Here is a 16,268-nt window from a genome sequence, read left to right on the forward strand (position 1 = left end):
ATCATATCGGTCACATTGAGACGAGGAGCTGCCTCCGCGGCACTCTCGGCAAGCCTCGTCGAGAGTTCGAGCAGAGAACTTAGATCGAAGCGGCTCGATCCTGGACGTTGCGAGAGGTATGCCAGCCATTGCTCCGCACTGAGATTATCCGCCCCTTTCCCCGTGCCCAGGACTGCGGAATCTACCCACGTGACCCCCGCGTCGACCGTCGGCAAGTTCCGGCCGTAACGACCCCTTCCTGTATCCGATTTCCGCCCAGTCGAACCCGCTGGCGACGCTGGACCGAGCGTGGGCCAGCGCGTACTCGAGGGAGAAGTTAAAGGAGTTACGGTAACCCCCATCGCGGAGGGTGACATCGATGTTGGTGATCACAGCGTGAAATCCTGAGGGTTATGGATGTACTGAGGGATGCCCGCGGCGTTGCCGGAGGCGGAACGATTGGCTCGGCGCGGTGGGCGCAGGAGCACGAGCGCCGCCGAGCAGAGCACGATGATCGCTGAGGCGAACAGGACGAAGGAGGCGCTGTCTCCACTGGCAGCGGCCAGGAATCCCACAGCGAGAGCAGGCACCGAGAGAGCGAGGTAGGCCACGATGAAGTAGGCCGCGAGTACCGCGCCGAGCTGCGACGCCGGAGCGGCGAGCGTGACAATCCGCGTACCCGTCAGAAAGGACAGGCCGAAGCCGGCCCCGCTCAGCACTGCTCCTGCAACGGCGAGCGGTGCGATCGCGACGACGGCGCCCGCCGCGGTCGTTGCGGTTCCGATCCCGAGCGCGAACATCGCACACGTCGCCGCCCGCCGCGGCGAGACCGTCCGGGCGATCAGCATCCAGACGACCTGGACCACGCCGCCGACGCCCTGGACGGCGAGAACCACGATTCCGGCGACGACGTGTCCGTGCACGCCCAGCAGAGAGCTCGCGAGCGTTCCGCCGAGGGCGAGGTAGAGCCCTCCGACAGACCACGCGGCTGTGACACAGAACGACGCGACTGCGAAGTCTCGGCGCATCCCCCGCGGAACCGACGGACGCTGCACCTGGAGGAGTCGAGTGCCTGTCGCCCGAGCAGTCCGGGGCGACAGCACCGCGACTCCGACCGCAGTGAGCAGGCTCGCGCAGGCGAGCATCTCGAACGGAAATGGGAGAGGCCCGCCCTGGTCGAGGATCACGCCACTCGCCAGCGCTCCGACCGCTATGCCGAGAGTGCTGACGATGCTGTTCATCCCGGCCGCCGCGCGCTGGTCCGAGCGGGGATGGGTCTCGGACAGTGCTGCCCCGGCGGCGCCGGTGGAGATGCCTGTCGCGACCCCCTGGACCAGCCGGGCGAGGATCAGCGCGGGAAGGTCGGACGCCAGGGCAAGACCCATCATCGACAGGGAGAGACCCAGCATTCCCGCCACGAGCACCGGTTTCGTGCCAACCCGGTCGGAGATTCCGCCGGCGGTTAAGAGAGCCGCGATGACGCCCACGGCGTACGCCGCATACGCGAGAGTGATCGTGCCGGCCGGAAGTGACCACTGCGCCTGGAACGCTGCATAGGCGGGTGACGGGGCACCGCTCGCGGCAAGGGTGATGCGGAGAGCCGTTGCGACAACGATGTAGGGTGCTCGACGCCTCCGCCGTACTAGCTCGTCACTGGTCGTCATGGCGCCCTTTCCTCGCAGAAATCCCCCGCGCCGGTCAGCTGGAGGTGAGGACCGCACACTATCCTCGCGGCGGCTCACGAGTCGAAGAGCGAATCGCACTGGTGAGAAAGGGTTTCGCCTGGGTCGGCGCAGCCTGCGGACAAGGAGATACACATATGACGGCACGACTCGACGACATCTCAGTGCGACATTTGCAGTACGCGCTGGCCGTGGAAGCGGCCGGATCGATCACCGGCGCCGCCGAAAAGTTGCGCGTCGCACAGCCGAGCGTGAGCCAGCAGATCAGGAAGCTGGAGGCACGCCTGGGCGCGCCCCTTTTCGAGAGGACGAGAACCGGCCTGGCCGTGACTCCTGGAGCGCGGGACTTCCTCCGGACCGTATCGCTCCTTCTCGAAGGGCTCGAAGAAGCAACGGCACGATTGAACGGAGTGCACAGTCCGTGGGAAGTGGGGATCGCTCCTGGCCTGTGCCGCACTATTGTCGCGGAGGTGGAGTCGGCCCTCCACAGGGTGCAGCCCGATGCTCGAATGCGGTGCAGCTCCGACTCCTCCAGCGCGATGCTCCGTGCGCTCGAACGCGGGACGCTCGACCTCGCCGTCGTGCGCTCTCCGGTCGGCGGCCCCCTCCTCGTCCACGCTCCTCTCGCCAGCAATGAGCTGGGAGTCGTCGTCGGACCGATCCATCCCCTCGCCCGCGAGTCCGCCATCACCTGGGAGCGGGTGCGGGACTTTACGCTGCTCTGGTTCGATGACGAAGACGCGCCGCGCTACGCCGCCGATATCCTCGCTCACCTCGCTCGGAACGGCTGGTCCCCCGCACGCGAGCGCGGGCCCGCCCGTCATGCTCTGTTCCAGCACCGGCTCATGACCGACGACTCCCTTGTGGCGCTGCGCCCGGCGAGCACGCGAGGGTCAGAGGCTCCGCTGTGCTGGGTGCCGTTCGACGAGGATCCGCCCCTCGAGCACCTGGCCCTCGTGGCGATGAGCGGCACTAGCGCGGGCGCGGTGGTCGCGAGGCTCGGAGCCGCACCCAGGTAATCGCCTTTGCCGGCACGACGAACGCGTCTTGGACGGCGCCTGCGAGTCTTCCTACGGTGGCTCGTGAACCTCCTCACCGACCGGAAGGACACGACCATGCCCCTCATCTCCATCTCCCAGACCCCGGGCACCGACCCGCAGACGAAGGCGGCCCTCCTGCGCGCTGTCACCGACGCGTATATCTCCGCAACTGGAGCAAAGCCGGCGAGCGTCTGGGCGACGGTGACCGAGATCGAGCGCGACAGCTGGGCCATCGGAGGCGAAACCCTCGCCGAGAAGGCCGCGAAGTCCTCATCGTAGGGCGAAGAACGAGGGGGAGCCGACCATCCGGTCGACTCCCCCTCGCGTGCGCCCTATGCCGTCTTGGGCCGCGCGAATTCGTCGTACGGCAGGGTGAGGGGCCGTGTCCGCGGAGGCATCCGCAGCACCGCCTCCAGCGCAGGGCACAGAGCCTCGCGCCAGGCGCGGTACCCCTCCTCGTTCAGGTGCAGGCCGTCGGGCGAGAACTGCTCGAGCAGGCCGCCATCCTCACCGGCGAGCACCGGCCAGAGATCGAGGTAGCCCGCGTGCGCCGTCGGAGCAAACTGCCAGAGGTGGCGATTAATGTCGCGGATCTGCGCGGCAAACTCGTGTCCACGCGGCAGCACTGACGTGACCAAGAGGCGCACGTCCGGGAGGTCGCGACGGAAGGTCGCGACGATCGTCTCGATGTTGCGGACGACGTGCTCGGTGGTGCGGTGCCACGCCAGATCATTCGTGCCGACCAGCAGGACGACCGTGTCCGGCTCCTGCGCGATGAGGTCGGCAAGCCGTGCGACGACGTCTGCCGTGGTGGCTCCACCGATGCCCTCGTTGATGACCGTCGCCTCCGTCAGCCACTCGTCCCAGGCTCCCGCCTGGATAATGCTGTCCCCGACGACGAGGACCTTTCCCAGTCGGAGATCGCATCCCGCGTCCGTCTCGGACCGTTCGCTCATCGTGCTCCTCTCATCAGCGTCCACCGCGGCATCGACGCCACCGGACCCTTTCATTGTCACCGCTGCACCCGACGCCCGCCAGGGGAACGCTCGTCACCGGAGTCCGGCAGATCGGCCGCGGTCGCCGTGATGCGGTTCGCCATGCCGTTGAAGATCACGCCGTGAAAGGGCAGAATCGCGAACCAGTACAGCCGCCCGGCGAGGCCCTGCGGGAAGAACACCGCGCGCTGCGTGTACAGCGAGCCGCCGTCGTCGGAGGGTTCCGCGCGCATCTCGAGCCACGCGCCTCCCGGGACCTTCATCTCGGCGCGCAGGCGCAGCAACGTCGGTCGCTCGATGGCCTCGACTCGCCAGAAATCCAGTGCGTCGCCGGCGTGTAGCCGGACGGAGTCGCGGCGCCCGCGTTGCAGGCCAACTCCCCCGACGAGGCGGTCCATCCACCCGCGGATCACCCACGCGAGCGGGAAGGAGTACCAGCCATTGGTCCCCCCGATCCCCTCGATCACACGCCAGAGCTTGGCCGGGTCGGCGTGTGTGCGGCGCACCTTGAGGTCCACGTACACCGTGTGACCGGCCCAGTCCGGGTCGCTCGGCAGGGGGTCGCTCGGCGCTCCGACGACCTCGGCGTTCTGCCAGCTCGTCTCGATCTCGCCGGCCTGCATCTTGCCCAGCGCGAGGCGGACCGCGCGGCGGTACGAGGTGAGGCCGCCCTCGGGGTCGGGGATCAGCGAGCGGATGTCCTGCTCGTGCACCACGCAGTCGTACTGCAGCGAGGCGATGATCGGCACTGCCAGCGAGCGCGGGATTGGCGTGACCAGGTTGACCCACTGCGAGGCAAGCCACGGCGTGAACACCGGCAGTGACGCGATCGGACGTTGCCGAAGGCCAGCCTCCACGGCGTAGCCGTTCATCATCTGGCCGTAGCGCAGCACGTCGGGCCCGCCAATGTCGAAGGTGCGGTTCAGCGTACGGTCCTCGAGCACGGCGGAGCTGATCAGGTAGTGCAATACGTCGCGCACCGCGATCGGCTGGATGACGTTGCGCACCCACTGCGGCGCGGGCATGTAGGGCAGCACATCGGTGAGGTGCCGGACCATCTCGAAGGAGGTCGAGCCGGAGCCGATGATGACGCCAGCCTGCAGCGCGATCGTCGGCACGCCCGACTCCAGCAGGATCCGACCGACCTCGGCCCGCGAGCGCAGGTGCTTCGAGAGTTCCTGGCCCTCGGGGTGGAGCCCACCAAGGTAGACGATGCGACCGATCCCGGCAGCCTTCGCTGCGGTGGCCACGTTGTGGGCGGCCCGGCTCTCGATCTCCTCGAAGTGGGCGTGATCGCTCCCCGAACCCATCGAGTGCACGAGGTAGTAGAGGACGTTGACGCCCTCGAACGCCGCAACCAGCGACTCCGGATCGGCGAGATCACCCTGCGCGACCTCGACCTGCTCCGCCCACGGCACGTCGACGAGCTTGCGCGGATCGCGCACCAACACCCGCACGCGGAATCCGGCGTCGAGCAGGCGCGGCGTCAGCCGACCGCCGATGTAGCCGGTCGCGCCGGTCACGAGCGCGAGGGGGCGCGGCGTCGCGGAGTCCGAAAGGGATGCGCTCATAGGACCACGGTACGCGGGTGGCCCCGCAACCTCTCCCGCTGGTGCGTGCCTCCGCCCGCTGCTAGGCGGAGCCTCCGGGCGAGTGGGGTCAGGCGAGCCCCAGCACCTCGCGCACGCGCAGCACGTCGTCGTTCATCTGCCGGATCAGCGGTTCGACGCCCTCGTACGCGACCTGCCCGCGGATGCGCCTCACGAAGGCCACATCGACCACGTGGTCGTAGAGATCGAAGGTCTCGAGCGTCTGGTCGAGCACGTAGGCCTCGACCTGCTTCGGCGGCACCCCCACGAAGGTCGGGTTGCTTCCCACCGAGATCGCCGCGGGATACGTCACCCCGTCCGTCGTGAGTCGGCCGGCGTAGACGCCGTCCGCCGGGATGAGGCCCTGGGACTGCGGAGAGAGATTGGCGGTTGGGAAGCCCAGCTCGCGCCCGCGCTTCGCCCCGTGCACCACGACGCCGCGGACGACCGGCTCATGCCCGAGCAGCCGGGTTGCGTGCTCGATGTCGCCGTCGGCGAGCAGCTCGCGGATCCAGGTGGACGAGACGCGACGGCCGTCCTCCGGGCGCACATCGTCAATCAACTCGACCTCGAAGCCCTGCCGTGCGCCCAACGAGCGGAGCAGCTCGATGTCCCCCGCACCGCGCGCACCGAAGCGGAAGTCCGAGCCGACGAGCACCACCCGCGCCTCGAGCGCATCGACGAGAACGTGCTGCACGAACTCCTCGGGCGAGAGTGCGCGGAACTCCTCGTCGAAGGTGAGGAGCAGCGTCGCATCGACTCCAGTGCCGGCGAGCAACTCAAGCTTCTGCTCGTTGCCGACGAGCGTAGGTGGGCACTTCTCGGGGGCGATGACGCTGAGAGGATTGCGATCGAAGGTCACGACCACCGCAGCGAGGCCGCGTTCACGGGCGCGCTCGTGCAGAGTCCCGATCACCGCGCTATGGCCTGAGTGCACGCCATCAAACTTGCCGATGCTCACGGCGGAGGGGCCGATCCCCGCGAGATCACTGGCCCGGGTCTCGACGCGCATCAGACGGCCGCTTGCTCGGCGCGCTGCCCCTGCGCCCGCAGCCACCACAGCCCGAGCACGGGCAGTACGAGCGGAATGAGCAGGTAGCCCGCACCGAACGCCGCCCACACGGTCGACTGACGGCCGAACGGATCTGCGCTGGCCAGTCCGAGCAGGTGCGGCGCCAGGAGGCTGAGCGCACCCACCACGAGCACGCCGACCAACTCGAAGGTGATGGTCACCCAGGCCACCCGCTGCCAGACCCGGCCAGGCAGGATCAGGGCCGCAGTCGCCAGGAGGTAGACGATCGCCGACAGGGCCGAGAGCGAGAAAGCCAGCGGCGCCTCATCGAAGCGGTCAAGGATCTGGAAGACCGAGCGACCCGTTGCGGCGAGCGCGAGGATCCCGTAAACGACGACGAGCAGGCTGCCGAGCCCCCGGGAGCGAGCGGAGCGCGGTGCTCGGCTCGGGTCGGCGCTTCCGGCTGCCGCGGGGACACGGGGGTCGTGAGCGGCCCGTCCGGACGCATCGCTGGCTGGTTTCGACATCGCACCTCCATGGTAGGCGCTCGCTGAGCGCGGCTCGGCAGCGGGGCCGGCTCAGGCGCTCTGGACGAACCAGATCTGGTGCATCCGGTAGACCATGACCGCGATCGACAGGCAGGCGACGCCCAGGATGACCGTGCTCCAGCGACTGCGCTCGATCAGCGCCCAGAAACCCGCGGCCAGCGGCAGAAGCAGGGCCGAGATCAGGTAGATGTAGTACTCCAGCAGGCTGCCCGAGGGCCGATTGCCCACTAGCGGCGAGACGATCGCGACCGCGAGTTGCACGATCAGCAGAAGCTCGACGATCGCCGTTGCCCCCACCGAGACATCGGACGGACGCCGGCCGAGCAGTCCGAGCAGGAGGCACAGCAGTCCGGCCACGACGGCGATCCCCACCTGGAGGATCGTGAACCACTCGATCACGAAGCGACCGTCCGGACCTCGTTTGTCGGAAAGTTGACGACGCTCTTGAGTTGCGTGCCGCGGCGCTCGGCGAGGCCGATCAGGCGTTCCCCAGGGCCGACTGCGGCGAGCAGGCCCTTCACATCGGCGGCCTCTTGCGGCACCGGGATGCGCTTGCCGTTCGCGAGATCGGTCGCCTCCCCCGCGTCGAGGTGCAGGAGCGGGAACAACTCGCTCGCGACGGCGGTCGGCGGCAGCAGGGAGGCGGTGACATCGAGCTCATCGATGTCACCGGCCTGCCCGACGGCGAAAGGCCCGACCGCCGTGCGGCGCAGCGCTGTGAGGTGCCCGCCGACACCGAGCGCGGCGCCCAGATCGCGGGCGAGCGCGCGGATGTAGGTGCCGGACGAGCAGGTGACGCGCACGTCGAGGTCGAGGAAGCCGTCGACCTCGCGCCGGGCGAGCACGTCGAAGCCCGAGACCGTCACGGGGCGCGCCGGGAGCACGACCTCTTCTCCGTTGCGAACCCGGGCGTAGGCGCGGCGGCCGTCGACCTTGATCGCGCTGACAGCGCTCGGGACCTGCTCGATGGCACCGGTGAGGGCCGCGACCGCGTCGGCCACCGTCTCCTGAGCGAGTGCGGCGGCGAGGCCGGGCTCGGCGGAATCGAGCAGCTCGCCGTCGCGGTCGTCGGTCGTGGTCGAGGCACCGAGGCGGATCGTCGCCTCGTACTGCTTGTCGAGCCCGACCAAGTAGGTGAGCAGCCGCGTCGAGGCGCCGAGGCCCAGGATCATCAGCCCGGTCGCCATCGGGTCGAGCGTCCCGGCATGGCCGACCTTGCGGGTGCCTGCGCGGCGACGGGTCCGCGAAACGAGATCGTGGCTGGTGATGCCGCCTGGCTTGTCCAGCAGGAGGATTCCGTTGGGAGCCGCCGCGACGTTGGGAGCCGCCACGACGTTCGGAGCCGTTGACGCGGACGGAGGTGCCGACGCGGTCGACGCCGTTGAAGCCGGGCGGGGGGTCTCGAGCACGGGTGTGAGGATACACCGGGGGATCGCGAGTTCTCCCCCTGACGCCGCCCGCCGTGATGACCCGTCCTAGGCTGTGCGAATGAGGATTGCAGTACTCGGGGCGGGCGCCGTGGGTGGGACATTCGCCGCTCTTCTCGCCCGCGCAGGGCACGACGTCGAGGTGACCGCCCGCGGTGCCCATCTCGCCGCGATCCGCCGGTCGGGCCTCCGCCTCGACGGTGCCTGGGGCGAGCACACCGCCTGGGTCCGCTGCGGCGAAACCCTCGACCTCGTCCCCGACCTCGCTCTCGTGTGCACGAAGGCGCAGGACGCGGAGGACGCTCTGCGCGCGAACCGGCGGACCATCGACGGCACGCTGGTCGTCGTGGTGCAGAACGGCCTCGACGGGCTCACGGCCGCAGCCCGGCAGATCCGCGAAGCGCGGCTGGTCGGTGCCCTGGCACTCTTCGCCGCGAGCCACCTCGAGCCCGGCCGCGTCAGCGTCACCACTCCGGCCACAACAACACTCGGCGTCCCTGGCCGACCCGCCGACGACGACGTCCGGCGTGCAGCGGCGGTCCTCGGGGAGGCGGTGCCGACCGAGACGACCGATGACTTCCTCGGGGCGCAGTGGACGAAACTCCTGATCAACGAGCTCAACGCTCTTCCCGCGATCACCGGGCTCCCTGTGCAAGAGACGATCGCCGACCCGGGGCTCCGCCGAGTCCTCGCACGGGCGCTGCGGGAGGCGGCGCGCATCGGCCTCGCCGCGGGGGTGCGCTTCGGCGACCTGCAGGGCCTCACGCACGGGTCGGTCCGCGCCCTCGCCGCCGCTCCGCTGCCCCTCGTCGAGCTGCTCCCCCGGCGGATGGCCGCTCGCATGGGCGACGTACCGAATCCCGGATCAACGCTGCAGAGTGTCCGCCGCGGCGTGCCGAGCGAGATCGACCACTTGGCCGGCGCGATCGTGCGTACGGCTCACCGCGGCGGCCGCGAGGCTCCGGTGAACCAGTTACTGGTCGAGCTCGTGCACGACGTCGAGCAGTCCGGCGCCTTCGTCGCTCCCGCCGAGGTCATCCGCCGGGCCGCCGCAATCTGAGGATGCCGCGTTCGCAACCGGGGCTGACAAGCCGGAACGAGCTCCAGAAGAAGGAACTCCCTGCTCTCCACCTCCGTAACGAGCATCGGCGCCCGACGACTCCGTCAGCAGGAGTCGGCGAAGAGCCGCCGCGGCTGCTCCGGGTCGCGGATGTCCACCAGGATCGGCGCGAGTCGGCGCGGGTCGGTGCTCGCCCGGTAGGCCGCGTCGACCGGCGGCTCCTGCGTGTCGAGCCGGATGCTCGTGTTCCAGACACCGCGCAACTCCGGCCGCAGAGCGAACTGGCCGTCGACCAGGAGCACCGCGTCGCGCCCGGCCGTCCGCCAGCGAGCCTGCCGCACCTCGTCGCGCACCGAGTCAAAGCCCGCGAGCACGAAACCCGTGCTACCGCCCAGCCTGAACGGATCGAGCAGCACCCGTCGCAACAGCTCGTAGTCGTAGCAGCCGAGGTACGCGCGCTGCTCCTCGGGCATCGAGGAGTCGTCCCGCTCGGCCCGTGGCCGCCAGAAATCGGCGAGGTGCGCGACCATCGCGTCGTGCCCGGCGCGCCGCAGCGCCTCCGCTAGCTCGACGGCAAACGGACCGCTCACCTCCGGATCGTCGCCGTCGATCCCGACGGCCACCCGTCCGCGACCGTAGTTGTGCAGCACCTCCGCCGCCAGAGCATCGAGCACATCGGCCTTCCGGGGAGCCCACCTGGTCATTCGTCCACGATACGCGGCAGCACCTAGGGTAAGCAGGTGCCCACCGCCCTCGCCGACGCGATCGTCGCCTGGTTCCGCACGAGCGCACGCGACCTGCCCTGGCGCCGGGAGGGCTTCCCCGCCTGGGGGACCCTGGTGAGCGAGTTCATGCTGCAGCAAACCCCGGTCGTCCGTGTGATCCCGCGCCTCGCCGAGTGGCTGGAGCGATGGCCGACGCCCTCCGCCCTAGCGTCCGTGCCCGCCGGAGAGGCCGTTCGGGCCTGGCAGTCGCTCGGCTACCCGCGCCGGGCGCTGCGTCTGCACGCCTGCGCCGTCGCTCTCGCCGAGGAGCACGGCGATGTGGTCCCGGACGATGTCGACGCTCTGCTCGCGCTTCCCGGCATCGGCGACTACACGGCGCGCGCGATCGCGGTTTTCGCTTACGGCCGTCGACATCCGGTCGTCGACACGAATGTCCGCCGGGTCATCGCCCGAGCGGTCGACGGAGCAGCCGAGCCCGGACCGCCGCGCACGAAGTCCGACCTTGCCGCGATGGCCGCACTCCTCCCTGAGCCGCTCGCCGACGCCGCGGCCTTCAACGCGGGGATGATGGAGTTGGGCGCGATCGTCTGCACGGCACGGAGCCCGCGCTGCGACGTCTGCCCGATCCGCGACCTGTGCCGGTGGCGCGCCGACGGTTACCCGGAGCACACCGGCCCGGTGAAGGCCCGGCAGAAGCGGTTCGAGGGCTCCGACCGCCAGGTGCGGGGCCTCATCCTGGCCGAGCTCCGCGCCGCGCACGGGCCGGTGACAGCGGCAGAGATCGAAACCCTCTGGACCGACGCGGAGCAGCGCAATCGCGCCCTGGCCGGCCTGCTCGACGACGGCCTCGCCACGGGAGGGCCGGACGAGGGCTACCTGCTCCCCGGCTCCTGAGCGCTTCCCGGCGCCGAACGGCCGGGTGACGTCAGCGACGCCGACCGCTCGCTGCCTCCCCCTCGCCCTGACAACGCCGACCGCTCCGCAGGCCAGAAGCCCGTGTCGATGCCGCGAAATCGACATCGCCACGGGCTCCGCGGTCTTCGGGCTCGACGCCTAGTCCTCGTCCTCGCGCGGCTTCACGTACGGGTCGGCCTCGCCCGCGTAGTCGGCCTGGGCTGCGAGCGACTGCACCTGCGAATCCTGGCTGCGCGCGGCGGCCAGCAGATCCTCGATGTGCTTCGCGTTCTCGGGGAGAGCGTCAAGGATGAACTCGAGCGATGGCGTGAGCCGAGCGGTGATGTTCTTCCCGACTTCGGTGCGCAGCATGCCGGTAGCGGCCTTGAGGGCGGCGGCCGAGTCGGCGCGCTCCTCGTCGGTGCCGTAGACCGTGTAGAACACGGAGGCGTGCTGCAAATCCCCGGTCACCTGAACGTCGGTGATGGTGACAAAGCCGAGTCGGGGATCGCGGAGTCCGCGCTCGAGCCGCTTGGCGACGATCACCTGGATACGTTCGGCGAGTTTCCTTGCCCGTGCCGGATCTGCCATCGCTGGTCCTCACATCTCTCTCGACGAACCGTTCAGCTCGCCATCTAACCACTCCCCGGCAGTACCGCCGGTTCTCGTGCTGGGGGGCCTTGCTTCTGGGGCTTGAGCTCGGTTGTGTACTGCGCGGCGGTGCCGGCGCAGGCGGGGTGCCTCGCTCTCGCTCCCTCCCGATCCCCACAGGTGACAAGACCAAAGAAAACGCCGGAAGGCCCGGGCGGACCCGGGCCTTCCGTGGATCAGGATCAGCCTCGCGGCTTCTCCTTCATCTCGATCGTTTCGATCTCGTCGCCGATCTGGATGTCGTTGTACTTGCCGAGACCGATACCGGCCTCGTAGTCCGTACGGACCTCCGTAACGTCGTCCTTGAAGCGACGCAGCGACTCGATGGCGAGGTTGTCCCCCACGACGACGCCATCGCGGATCACGCGCGCCTTCGAGTTGCGGGTGATCGTGCCGGAGCGGACGATGACACCCGCGATGTTGCCGACCTTCGAGGAGCGGAACACCTCACGGATCTCGGCGACACCGGACTGGACCTCCTCGAACTCGGGCTTGAGCATGCCCGTGAGCGAGTTCTCGACCTCTTCGATCGCGTTGTAGATGACCGAGTAGAAGCGGATGTCCACTCCTTCTCGGGCAGCACGCTCGCGGGCCTTCGGGTCGGGACGGACGTTGAAGCCCACGATGATCGCGTTGTCGATCGTCGCGAGGTTGACGTCCGATTCCGTGATCGCACCGACGCCGCGGTGGATGATCCGCAGCTGCACCGAGTCGTCGACCTCGATCTTGACGAGCGACTCCTCCAGCGCCTCGACGGCACCGGACACGTCGCCCTTGATGATGAGGTTGAGCGACTCGACCTTGCCCTCTTCGAGAGCACGGGTGAAGTCCTCGAGCGAGATGCGCTTGCGGGCCTTGGCCAGCAGGGCGTTGCGCTGAGCGGCTTCGCGCTTCTCGGCGATCTGGCGGGCCGTGCGGTCCTCCTCGGTGACGAGGAAGGTGTCGCCGGCTCGGGGCACGGACGAGAGTCCCTGCACCTGGACCGGACGCGACGGCACGGCTTCGAGGACGGCGTTGCCGTTCTCATCCGCCATCGCACGGACGCGGCCGTAGGCCGTTCCCGCGACGATCGCGTCACCGACGCGCAGCGTTCCCGACTGGATGAGGACGGTCGCGACCGCACCGCGTCCCTTGTCGAGCTTCGCCTCGATAGCGACGCCGCGTGCCTCCTTGTTGGGGTTGGCGCGCAGATCGAGTCCGGCGTCCGCGGTCAGCAGCACAGCGTCCAGGAGGTCCTGAATGCCGGTGCCAGCACGGGCCGACACGTCGACGAACATGACGTCTCCGCCGTATTCCTCGGCGACCAGTCCGAACTCGGTGAGCTGCTGGCGCACCTTCGCCGGATTGGCCTCGGGCTTGTCCACCTTGTTGACCGCGACCACGATCGGCACGTTGGCAGCCTGGGCGTGGTTCAGCGCCTCGATGGTCTGCGGCATGATGCCGTCGTCGGCCGCGACCACGAGGATCGCGATGTCCGTGACCTGGGCACCGCGGGCTCGCATGGCGGTGAACGCCTCGTGACCCGGGGTGTCGATAAAGGTGATCGGACGCTCGATGCCCTCGTGCTCCGCGACGACCTGGTACGCACCAATGTGCTGCGTGATGCCGCCCGCCTCGCCGGCGACGACGTTGGCGTTGCGGATCGCGTCGAGCAGGCGCGTCTTTCCGTGGTCGACGTGACCCATCACGGTAACGACGGGGGGACGGATCTCGAGGTCCTCGTCCGTCTCGTCGTCGAGTTCCTGCTCAAGGTCGAGACCGAAGCCCTCCAGGAGCTCCTTGTCCTCGTCCTCGGGCGAGACGACCTGAATCTTGAAGCCGAGCTCAGAGCCGAGCACCTCGAAGGTGGCCTCGTCGAGCGACTCGGTCGCCGTCGCCATCTCGCCGAGGGCGAAGAGGACGGTGACCAGGTTGCCGGGGGGCACCGGAACACCGGTCATGGCCTCGATCTTGTCGGCGAAGTCCGAGATCGACGCGCCGCGGCGCAGACGGATGATCGTCTTCCCGTCACCGCGGGGGACGCTGACGCCGCCGAGCGACGGAGCCTCCCTGAGTTCGAACTCCTGACGCTTCGTGCGCTTGGACTTGCGAGCCTTGCTCTTGCCGCCACCGCGACCGAAGGCACCAGCGGTGCCACCGCCGGGACCGCGACCACGACCTCCGCCACCACCGGGACGCGGTGCGAAGCCGCCGCCACCACCAGGGGCGCCGCCGGGGCGCTGGAAACCGCCGCCGGCAGGACGACCGGCACCGCCGGGACGTCCGGCACCACCGCCGGGACCACCGGGACGCTGACCGAAGCCGGCTGGGCGCTGGCCCATTCCGGGGCCGCCGGGTCGGGGCACGCCGGGGCGCGGAGCAGCGGGGCGAGGGATGTTGCCCGGGGTCGGACGTGATCCCATGCCCTGCGAGCTGGCAAAGGGGTTGTTGCCGGGGCGCGGGGCGGCGGGACGCTGTCCCATGCCCTGGTTGCTGGCGAACGGGTTGTTCCCCGGGCGCGGGGTGCCGCCGGGGCGGTTGGAGCCGCCCGACGCGCCGCTGGGGCGCGGGGTGTTCGCGACGGGAGCCGGACGCGGGGTCACGGGCTTGGGGCCGCCGGGAGTGGGGCCGGAGGCCGGCTTGTCGGCTGCGGCGGGAGCGACAGGGGCGTCGGTCGGAACCGGCGTCTCGGACGCGGCCGGAGCCTCCTTGGCGGCCTGGGCGCGCTGAGCCGCCGCAGCCTCCTGAGCCGCCTGGGCCTGCGCCTGGCGCTCGGCGACCGACATCGGCGGAGCCGGAGCGGGCGGCTTCGCTGGACCGGGGGTCGGCGCGGAGGGACGGGCGCCCGAGGGACGCGGCGCTCCGGGTCGGGCAGCGGTCGACGGGGTCGTCGCCGTGGACGACGTGCCGGCCGTGGATGCGCCCTGGCCCTGGAGGGCCTCTCGGAGCTTGCGGGCGACCGGGGGTTCGATGCTCGAGGACGGCCCCTTGACGAACTCGCCGAGCTCTTTCAACTTCGCAAGTGCGACCTTGCTATCGACACCGAGTTCGGATGCGATCTCGTGTACGCGTGGTTTTGCCACTTCTCTCCTGTCTTGGGCCTGCACCCAAGACGGGGGCAGGCGTCACGAACGGACGGGTCTCATTTCGAGCCGCTCATCAGTTTTCGCTCATGATCAGTTCACGGGCCGTTCTGCCTGTTCTCTCTGGGTGATCGTGCGCTGCTCCGGCTCCTCAGGGTGAGGGGCCGAGCCGGTCGGAACGCGCATGATGTACTGCTCTAGTTCGCTCGCGTCCACGCTCTCGCGTGTCCGGAACGCCCTGCCGAACGCACGCCGCTTGGCCGCGAGTTCGTAGCAGCCGGCGTCGTCGTGGAGCCACGCTCCCCGACCAGGCCGAATCGCCCGCGGATCAACCGCGAGGACGTTCGAGTGGAGAATGAGCCTCAGAAGTGAGGCCCGAGGGGCGCGCAGACGGCAGCCGACGCACGTTCTGACGGGCTCCACCCTACTCCCTCGTCCGCAGGAGCGCTCCCCTGGGCGGTTGATGCTCCCGGATCATTCCCCGTCCATCACCGAATCTGGCTGAATGTCGATTTTGGCGCCCGTCAGCTTCGCGGCGAGACGGGCGTTCTGCCCCTCCTTGCCGATGGCGAGCGAGAGCTGGTAGTCGGGCACAAGCGCGCGGACCGCCTTGAGGCTCTGATCGATCACGAACGCGCTGGTCACCTTCGCGGGTGAGAGAGCGCTAGCGACGAAGGTCGGCAGATCGGACGAGTAGTCGACAATGTCGATCTTCTCGTTGTTCAGTTCGGCCGTGACCGCCCTGACCCGCTGACCTAGCTCGCCGATGCAGGCGCCCTTGGCGTTGACGCCGGGCTCCGTCGCGCGCACCGCGATCTTGGTGCGGTGACCGGCTTCGCGGGCGAGCGACACGATTTCGACCACTCCGGAGGCGATCTCGGGCACCTCGAGCGCGAACAGCTTGCGCACCAGCGACGGATGGGTGCGCGAGACCTGGACCGAGGGACCCTTGGCTCCGCGGCCGACGCTCGTCACGTAGACGCGGATTCGGCGGCCGTGGCTGTAGTCCTCGCCTGGCACCTGCTCCTCGGGCGAGAGGATCGCCTCGATGGAGCCCAGGTCGACATGGATCATCCGCGGGTTGGGGCCCTGCTGGATGATGCCGGCGACGATGTCGCCCTCGCGCCCTTTGAACTCGCCGAGGACATGCTCATCGGCGATGTCGCGCAGACGCTGGTTGATGACCTGCTTGGCGGCAAAGGCGGCGATGCGGCCGAAGTCGCGCGGGGAGTCCTCCGCCTCGCCGATCACCGCGCCCTCGTCGTCGAGTTCGGGCACGAAGACGGACACGTGGCCGGTCTTGCGGTCCAGATGCACTCGGGCATCGACGGCGGTGGACTTGTCGGCGTCATCCGCCTGGCCGATGTGCTTGAGGTAGGCGGTGAGGATCGCCTGCTCGATGATCTGCACAAGTTCCTCGAAGGGGATCTCGCGCTCGCGCTCCATGAGGCGCAGAACGCTCAGGTCGATGTCCACGGCGGGCCTTTCTCTCTATTCACTTGGCGTCGCGAGTCGCGACCACGTCGAAGTCCGTCTCCGACTCAGACGCGGCTGGTGCACGCGGTCCGGGCGTCGGGACCATTGAGCTTACCCGACAAGCCGGG

Annotated in this window: 16 protein-coding genes; 4 read left to right on the top strand and 12 right to left on the bottom strand. The window is 69.3% G+C overall.

Annotated features, from left to right (window positions below; all coding sequences use genetic code 11):
* Positions 1-368: 368 nt before the first annotated feature.
* A complete protein-coding gene (locus HRF29_RS03485) occupies positions 369-1,643 on the bottom strand; it encodes an MFS transporter (RefSeq protein WP_173244646.1) in 1,275 nt (424 codons plus the stop codon).
* 155 nt (positions 1,644-1,798) lie between these two features.
* On the opposite strand from HRF29_RS03485, the gene HRF29_RS03490 reads away from it, so the two are divergent.
* Both HRF29_RS03490 and HRF29_RS03495 read left to right on the top strand, forming a co-directional pair.
* Positions 1,799-2,680, top strand: a complete 882-nt coding sequence (locus tag HRF29_RS03490; RefSeq protein WP_173244649.1) for a LysR family transcriptional regulator — start codon at positions 1,799-1,801, stop codon at positions 2,678-2,680.
* Positions 2,681-2,776: 96 nt separating this feature from the next.
* Positions 2,777-2,980, top strand: a complete 204-nt coding sequence (locus HRF29_RS03495; RefSeq protein WP_173244652.1) for a tautomerase family protein — start codon at positions 2,777-2,779, stop codon at positions 2,978-2,980.
* 53 nt (positions 2,981-3,033) lie between these two features.
* Here the strand turns inward: HRF29_RS03495 and HRF29_RS03500 are convergent, their stop codons facing one another.
* The 6 genes from HRF29_RS03500 to truB all read right to left on the bottom strand — a co-directional run bounded on the left by HRF29_RS03500 (position 3,034) and on the right by truB (position 8,176).
* Positions 3,034-3,657, bottom strand: coding sequence for a GDSL-type esterase/lipase family protein (locus HRF29_RS03500; RefSeq protein WP_173244655.1), 624 nt, complete (start codon positions 3,655-3,657; stop codon positions 3,034-3,036).
* 56 nt (positions 3,658-3,713) lie between these two features.
* Positions 3,714-5,267, bottom strand: coding sequence for an SDR family oxidoreductase (locus HRF29_RS03505; protein ID WP_173244658.1), 1,554 nt, complete (start codon positions 5,265-5,267; stop codon positions 3,714-3,716).
* Positions 5,268-5,355: 88 nt separating this feature from the next.
* On the bottom strand, positions 5,356-6,297 hold the full coding sequence (locus HRF29_RS03510; RefSeq protein WP_173244661.1) for a bifunctional riboflavin kinase/FAD synthetase: 942 nt from the start codon (positions 6,295-6,297) through the stop codon (positions 5,356-5,358).
* Positions 6,297-6,824, bottom strand: coding sequence for a hypothetical protein (locus HRF29_RS03515; RefSeq protein ID WP_173244664.1), 528 nt, complete (start codon positions 6,822-6,824; stop codon positions 6,297-6,299). The genes HRF29_RS03510 and HRF29_RS03515 overlap by 1 nt, the downstream gene beginning before the upstream one ends.
* A 51-nt stretch (positions 6,825-6,875) precedes the next feature.
* The gene (locus HRF29_RS03520; RefSeq protein ID WP_173244667.1) at positions 6,876-7,244 is read right to left on the bottom strand and encodes a hypothetical protein; all 369 of its coding nucleotides are present in this window, start codon (positions 7,242-7,244) and stop codon (positions 6,876-6,878) included.
* Positions 7,241-8,176 (bottom strand): tRNA pseudouridine(55) synthase TruB, encoded by a 936-nt coding sequence (gene truB, locus HRF29_RS03525; protein WP_173245921.1) that lies wholly within the window; start codon positions 8,174-8,176, stop codon positions 7,241-7,243. The genes HRF29_RS03520 and truB overlap by 4 nt, the downstream gene beginning before the upstream one ends.
* Positions 8,177-8,333: 157 nt before the next feature.
* Between truB and HRF29_RS03530 the strand changes: the two genes are divergently transcribed.
* Positions 8,334-9,332 carry a ketopantoate reductase family protein gene (locus HRF29_RS03530; protein ID WP_173244670.1) on the top strand — a complete coding sequence of 333 codons (999 nt, stop codon included), beginning with the start codon at positions 8,334-8,336 and terminating at the stop codon, positions 9,330-9,332.
* A 104-nt stretch (positions 9,333-9,436) separates the two neighbouring features.
* Here the strand turns inward: HRF29_RS03530 and HRF29_RS03535 are convergent, their stop codons facing one another.
* On the bottom strand, positions 9,437-10,036 hold the full coding sequence (locus HRF29_RS03535) for a nucleoside/nucleotide kinase family protein (RefSeq protein WP_173244673.1): 600 nt from the start codon (positions 10,034-10,036) through the stop codon (positions 9,437-9,439).
* Between the two features lie 36 nt (positions 10,037-10,072).
* Here HRF29_RS03535 and HRF29_RS03540 point away from each other — a divergent pair, with 36 nt between their 5' ends.
* Positions 10,073-10,951, top strand: coding sequence for an A/G-specific adenine glycosylase (locus HRF29_RS03540; RefSeq protein WP_173244676.1), 879 nt, complete (start codon positions 10,073-10,075; stop codon positions 10,949-10,951).
* 159 nt (positions 10,952-11,110) lie between these two features.
* Here HRF29_RS03540 and rbfA read toward each other — a convergent pair whose 3' ends face one another.
* From rbfA to nusA, 4 genes are all read right to left on the bottom strand, one after another.
* Positions 11,111-11,542, bottom strand: coding sequence for a 30S ribosome-binding factor RbfA (rbfA, locus tag HRF29_RS03545; protein WP_173244679.1), 432 nt, complete (start codon positions 11,540-11,542; stop codon positions 11,111-11,113).
* A gap of 242 nt (positions 11,543-11,784) precedes the next feature.
* Positions 11,785-14,664: a translation initiation factor IF-2 gene (gene infB / locus HRF29_RS03550; RefSeq protein ID WP_173244682.1), complete on the bottom strand. Its 2,880-nt coding sequence runs from the start codon at positions 14,662-14,664 to the stop codon at positions 11,785-11,787.
* Positions 14,665-14,757: 93 nt separating this feature from the next.
* Entirely contained in the window at positions 14,758-15,087 is a 330-nt protein-coding gene (locus HRF29_RS03555) for a DUF448 domain-containing protein (protein ID WP_173244685.1), read from the bottom strand.
* Between the two features lie 51 nt (positions 15,088-15,138).
* On the bottom strand, positions 15,139-16,140 hold the full coding sequence (gene nusA / locus HRF29_RS03560; protein WP_173244688.1) for a transcription termination factor NusA: 1,002 nt from the start codon (positions 16,138-16,140) through the stop codon (positions 15,139-15,141).
* Positions 16,141-16,268: the final 128 nt, after the last annotated feature.

This window comes from Rathayibacter agropyri (genome assembly GCF_013249015.1).
Lineage (GTDB): Bacteria > Actinomycetota > Actinomycetes > Actinomycetales > Microbacteriaceae > Rathayibacter > Rathayibacter agropyri.

What these genes read in the sequence shown, in the direction of transcription:
- HRF29_RS03510 (WP_173244661.1), bottom strand. Translation starts at nt 6,297, where the DNA reads ATGCGCGTCGAGACCCGGGCCAGTGATCTCGCGGGGATCGGCCCCTCC.
- HRF29_RS03515 (WP_173244664.1), bottom strand. Translation starts at nt 6,824, where the DNA reads ATGTCGAAACCAGCCAGCGATGCGTCCGGACGGGCCGCTCACGACCCC.
- HRF29_RS03495 (WP_173244652.1), top strand. Translation starts at nt 2,777, where the DNA reads ATGCCCCTCATCTCCATCTCCCAGACCCCGGGCACCGACCCGCAGACG.
- HRF29_RS03500 (WP_173244655.1), bottom strand. Translation starts at nt 3,657, where the DNA reads ATGAGCGAACGGTCCGAGACGGACGCGGGATGCGATCTCCGACTGGGA.
- HRF29_RS03485 (WP_173244646.1), bottom strand. Translation starts at nt 1,643, where the DNA reads ATGACGACCAGTGACGAGCTAGTACGGCGGAGGCGTCGAGCACCCTAC.
- HRF29_RS03535 (WP_173244673.1), bottom strand. Translation starts at nt 10,036, where the DNA reads ATGACCAGGTGGGCTCCCCGGAAGGCCGATGTGCTCGATGCTCTGGCG.
- HRF29_RS03490 (WP_173244649.1), top strand. Translation starts at nt 1,799, where the DNA reads ATGACGGCACGACTCGACGACATCTCAGTGCGACATTTGCAGTACGCG.
- HRF29_RS03505 (WP_173244658.1), bottom strand. Translation starts at nt 5,267, where the DNA reads ATGAGCGCATCCCTTTCGGACTCCGCGACGCCGCGCCCCCTCGCGCTC.
- rbfA (WP_173244679.1), bottom strand. Translation starts at nt 11,542, where the DNA reads ATGGCAGATCCGGCACGGGCAAGGAAACTCGCCGAACGTATCCAGGTG.
- HRF29_RS03530 (WP_173244670.1), top strand. Translation starts at nt 8,334, where the DNA reads ATGAGGATTGCAGTACTCGGGGCGGGCGCCGTGGGTGGGACATTCGCC.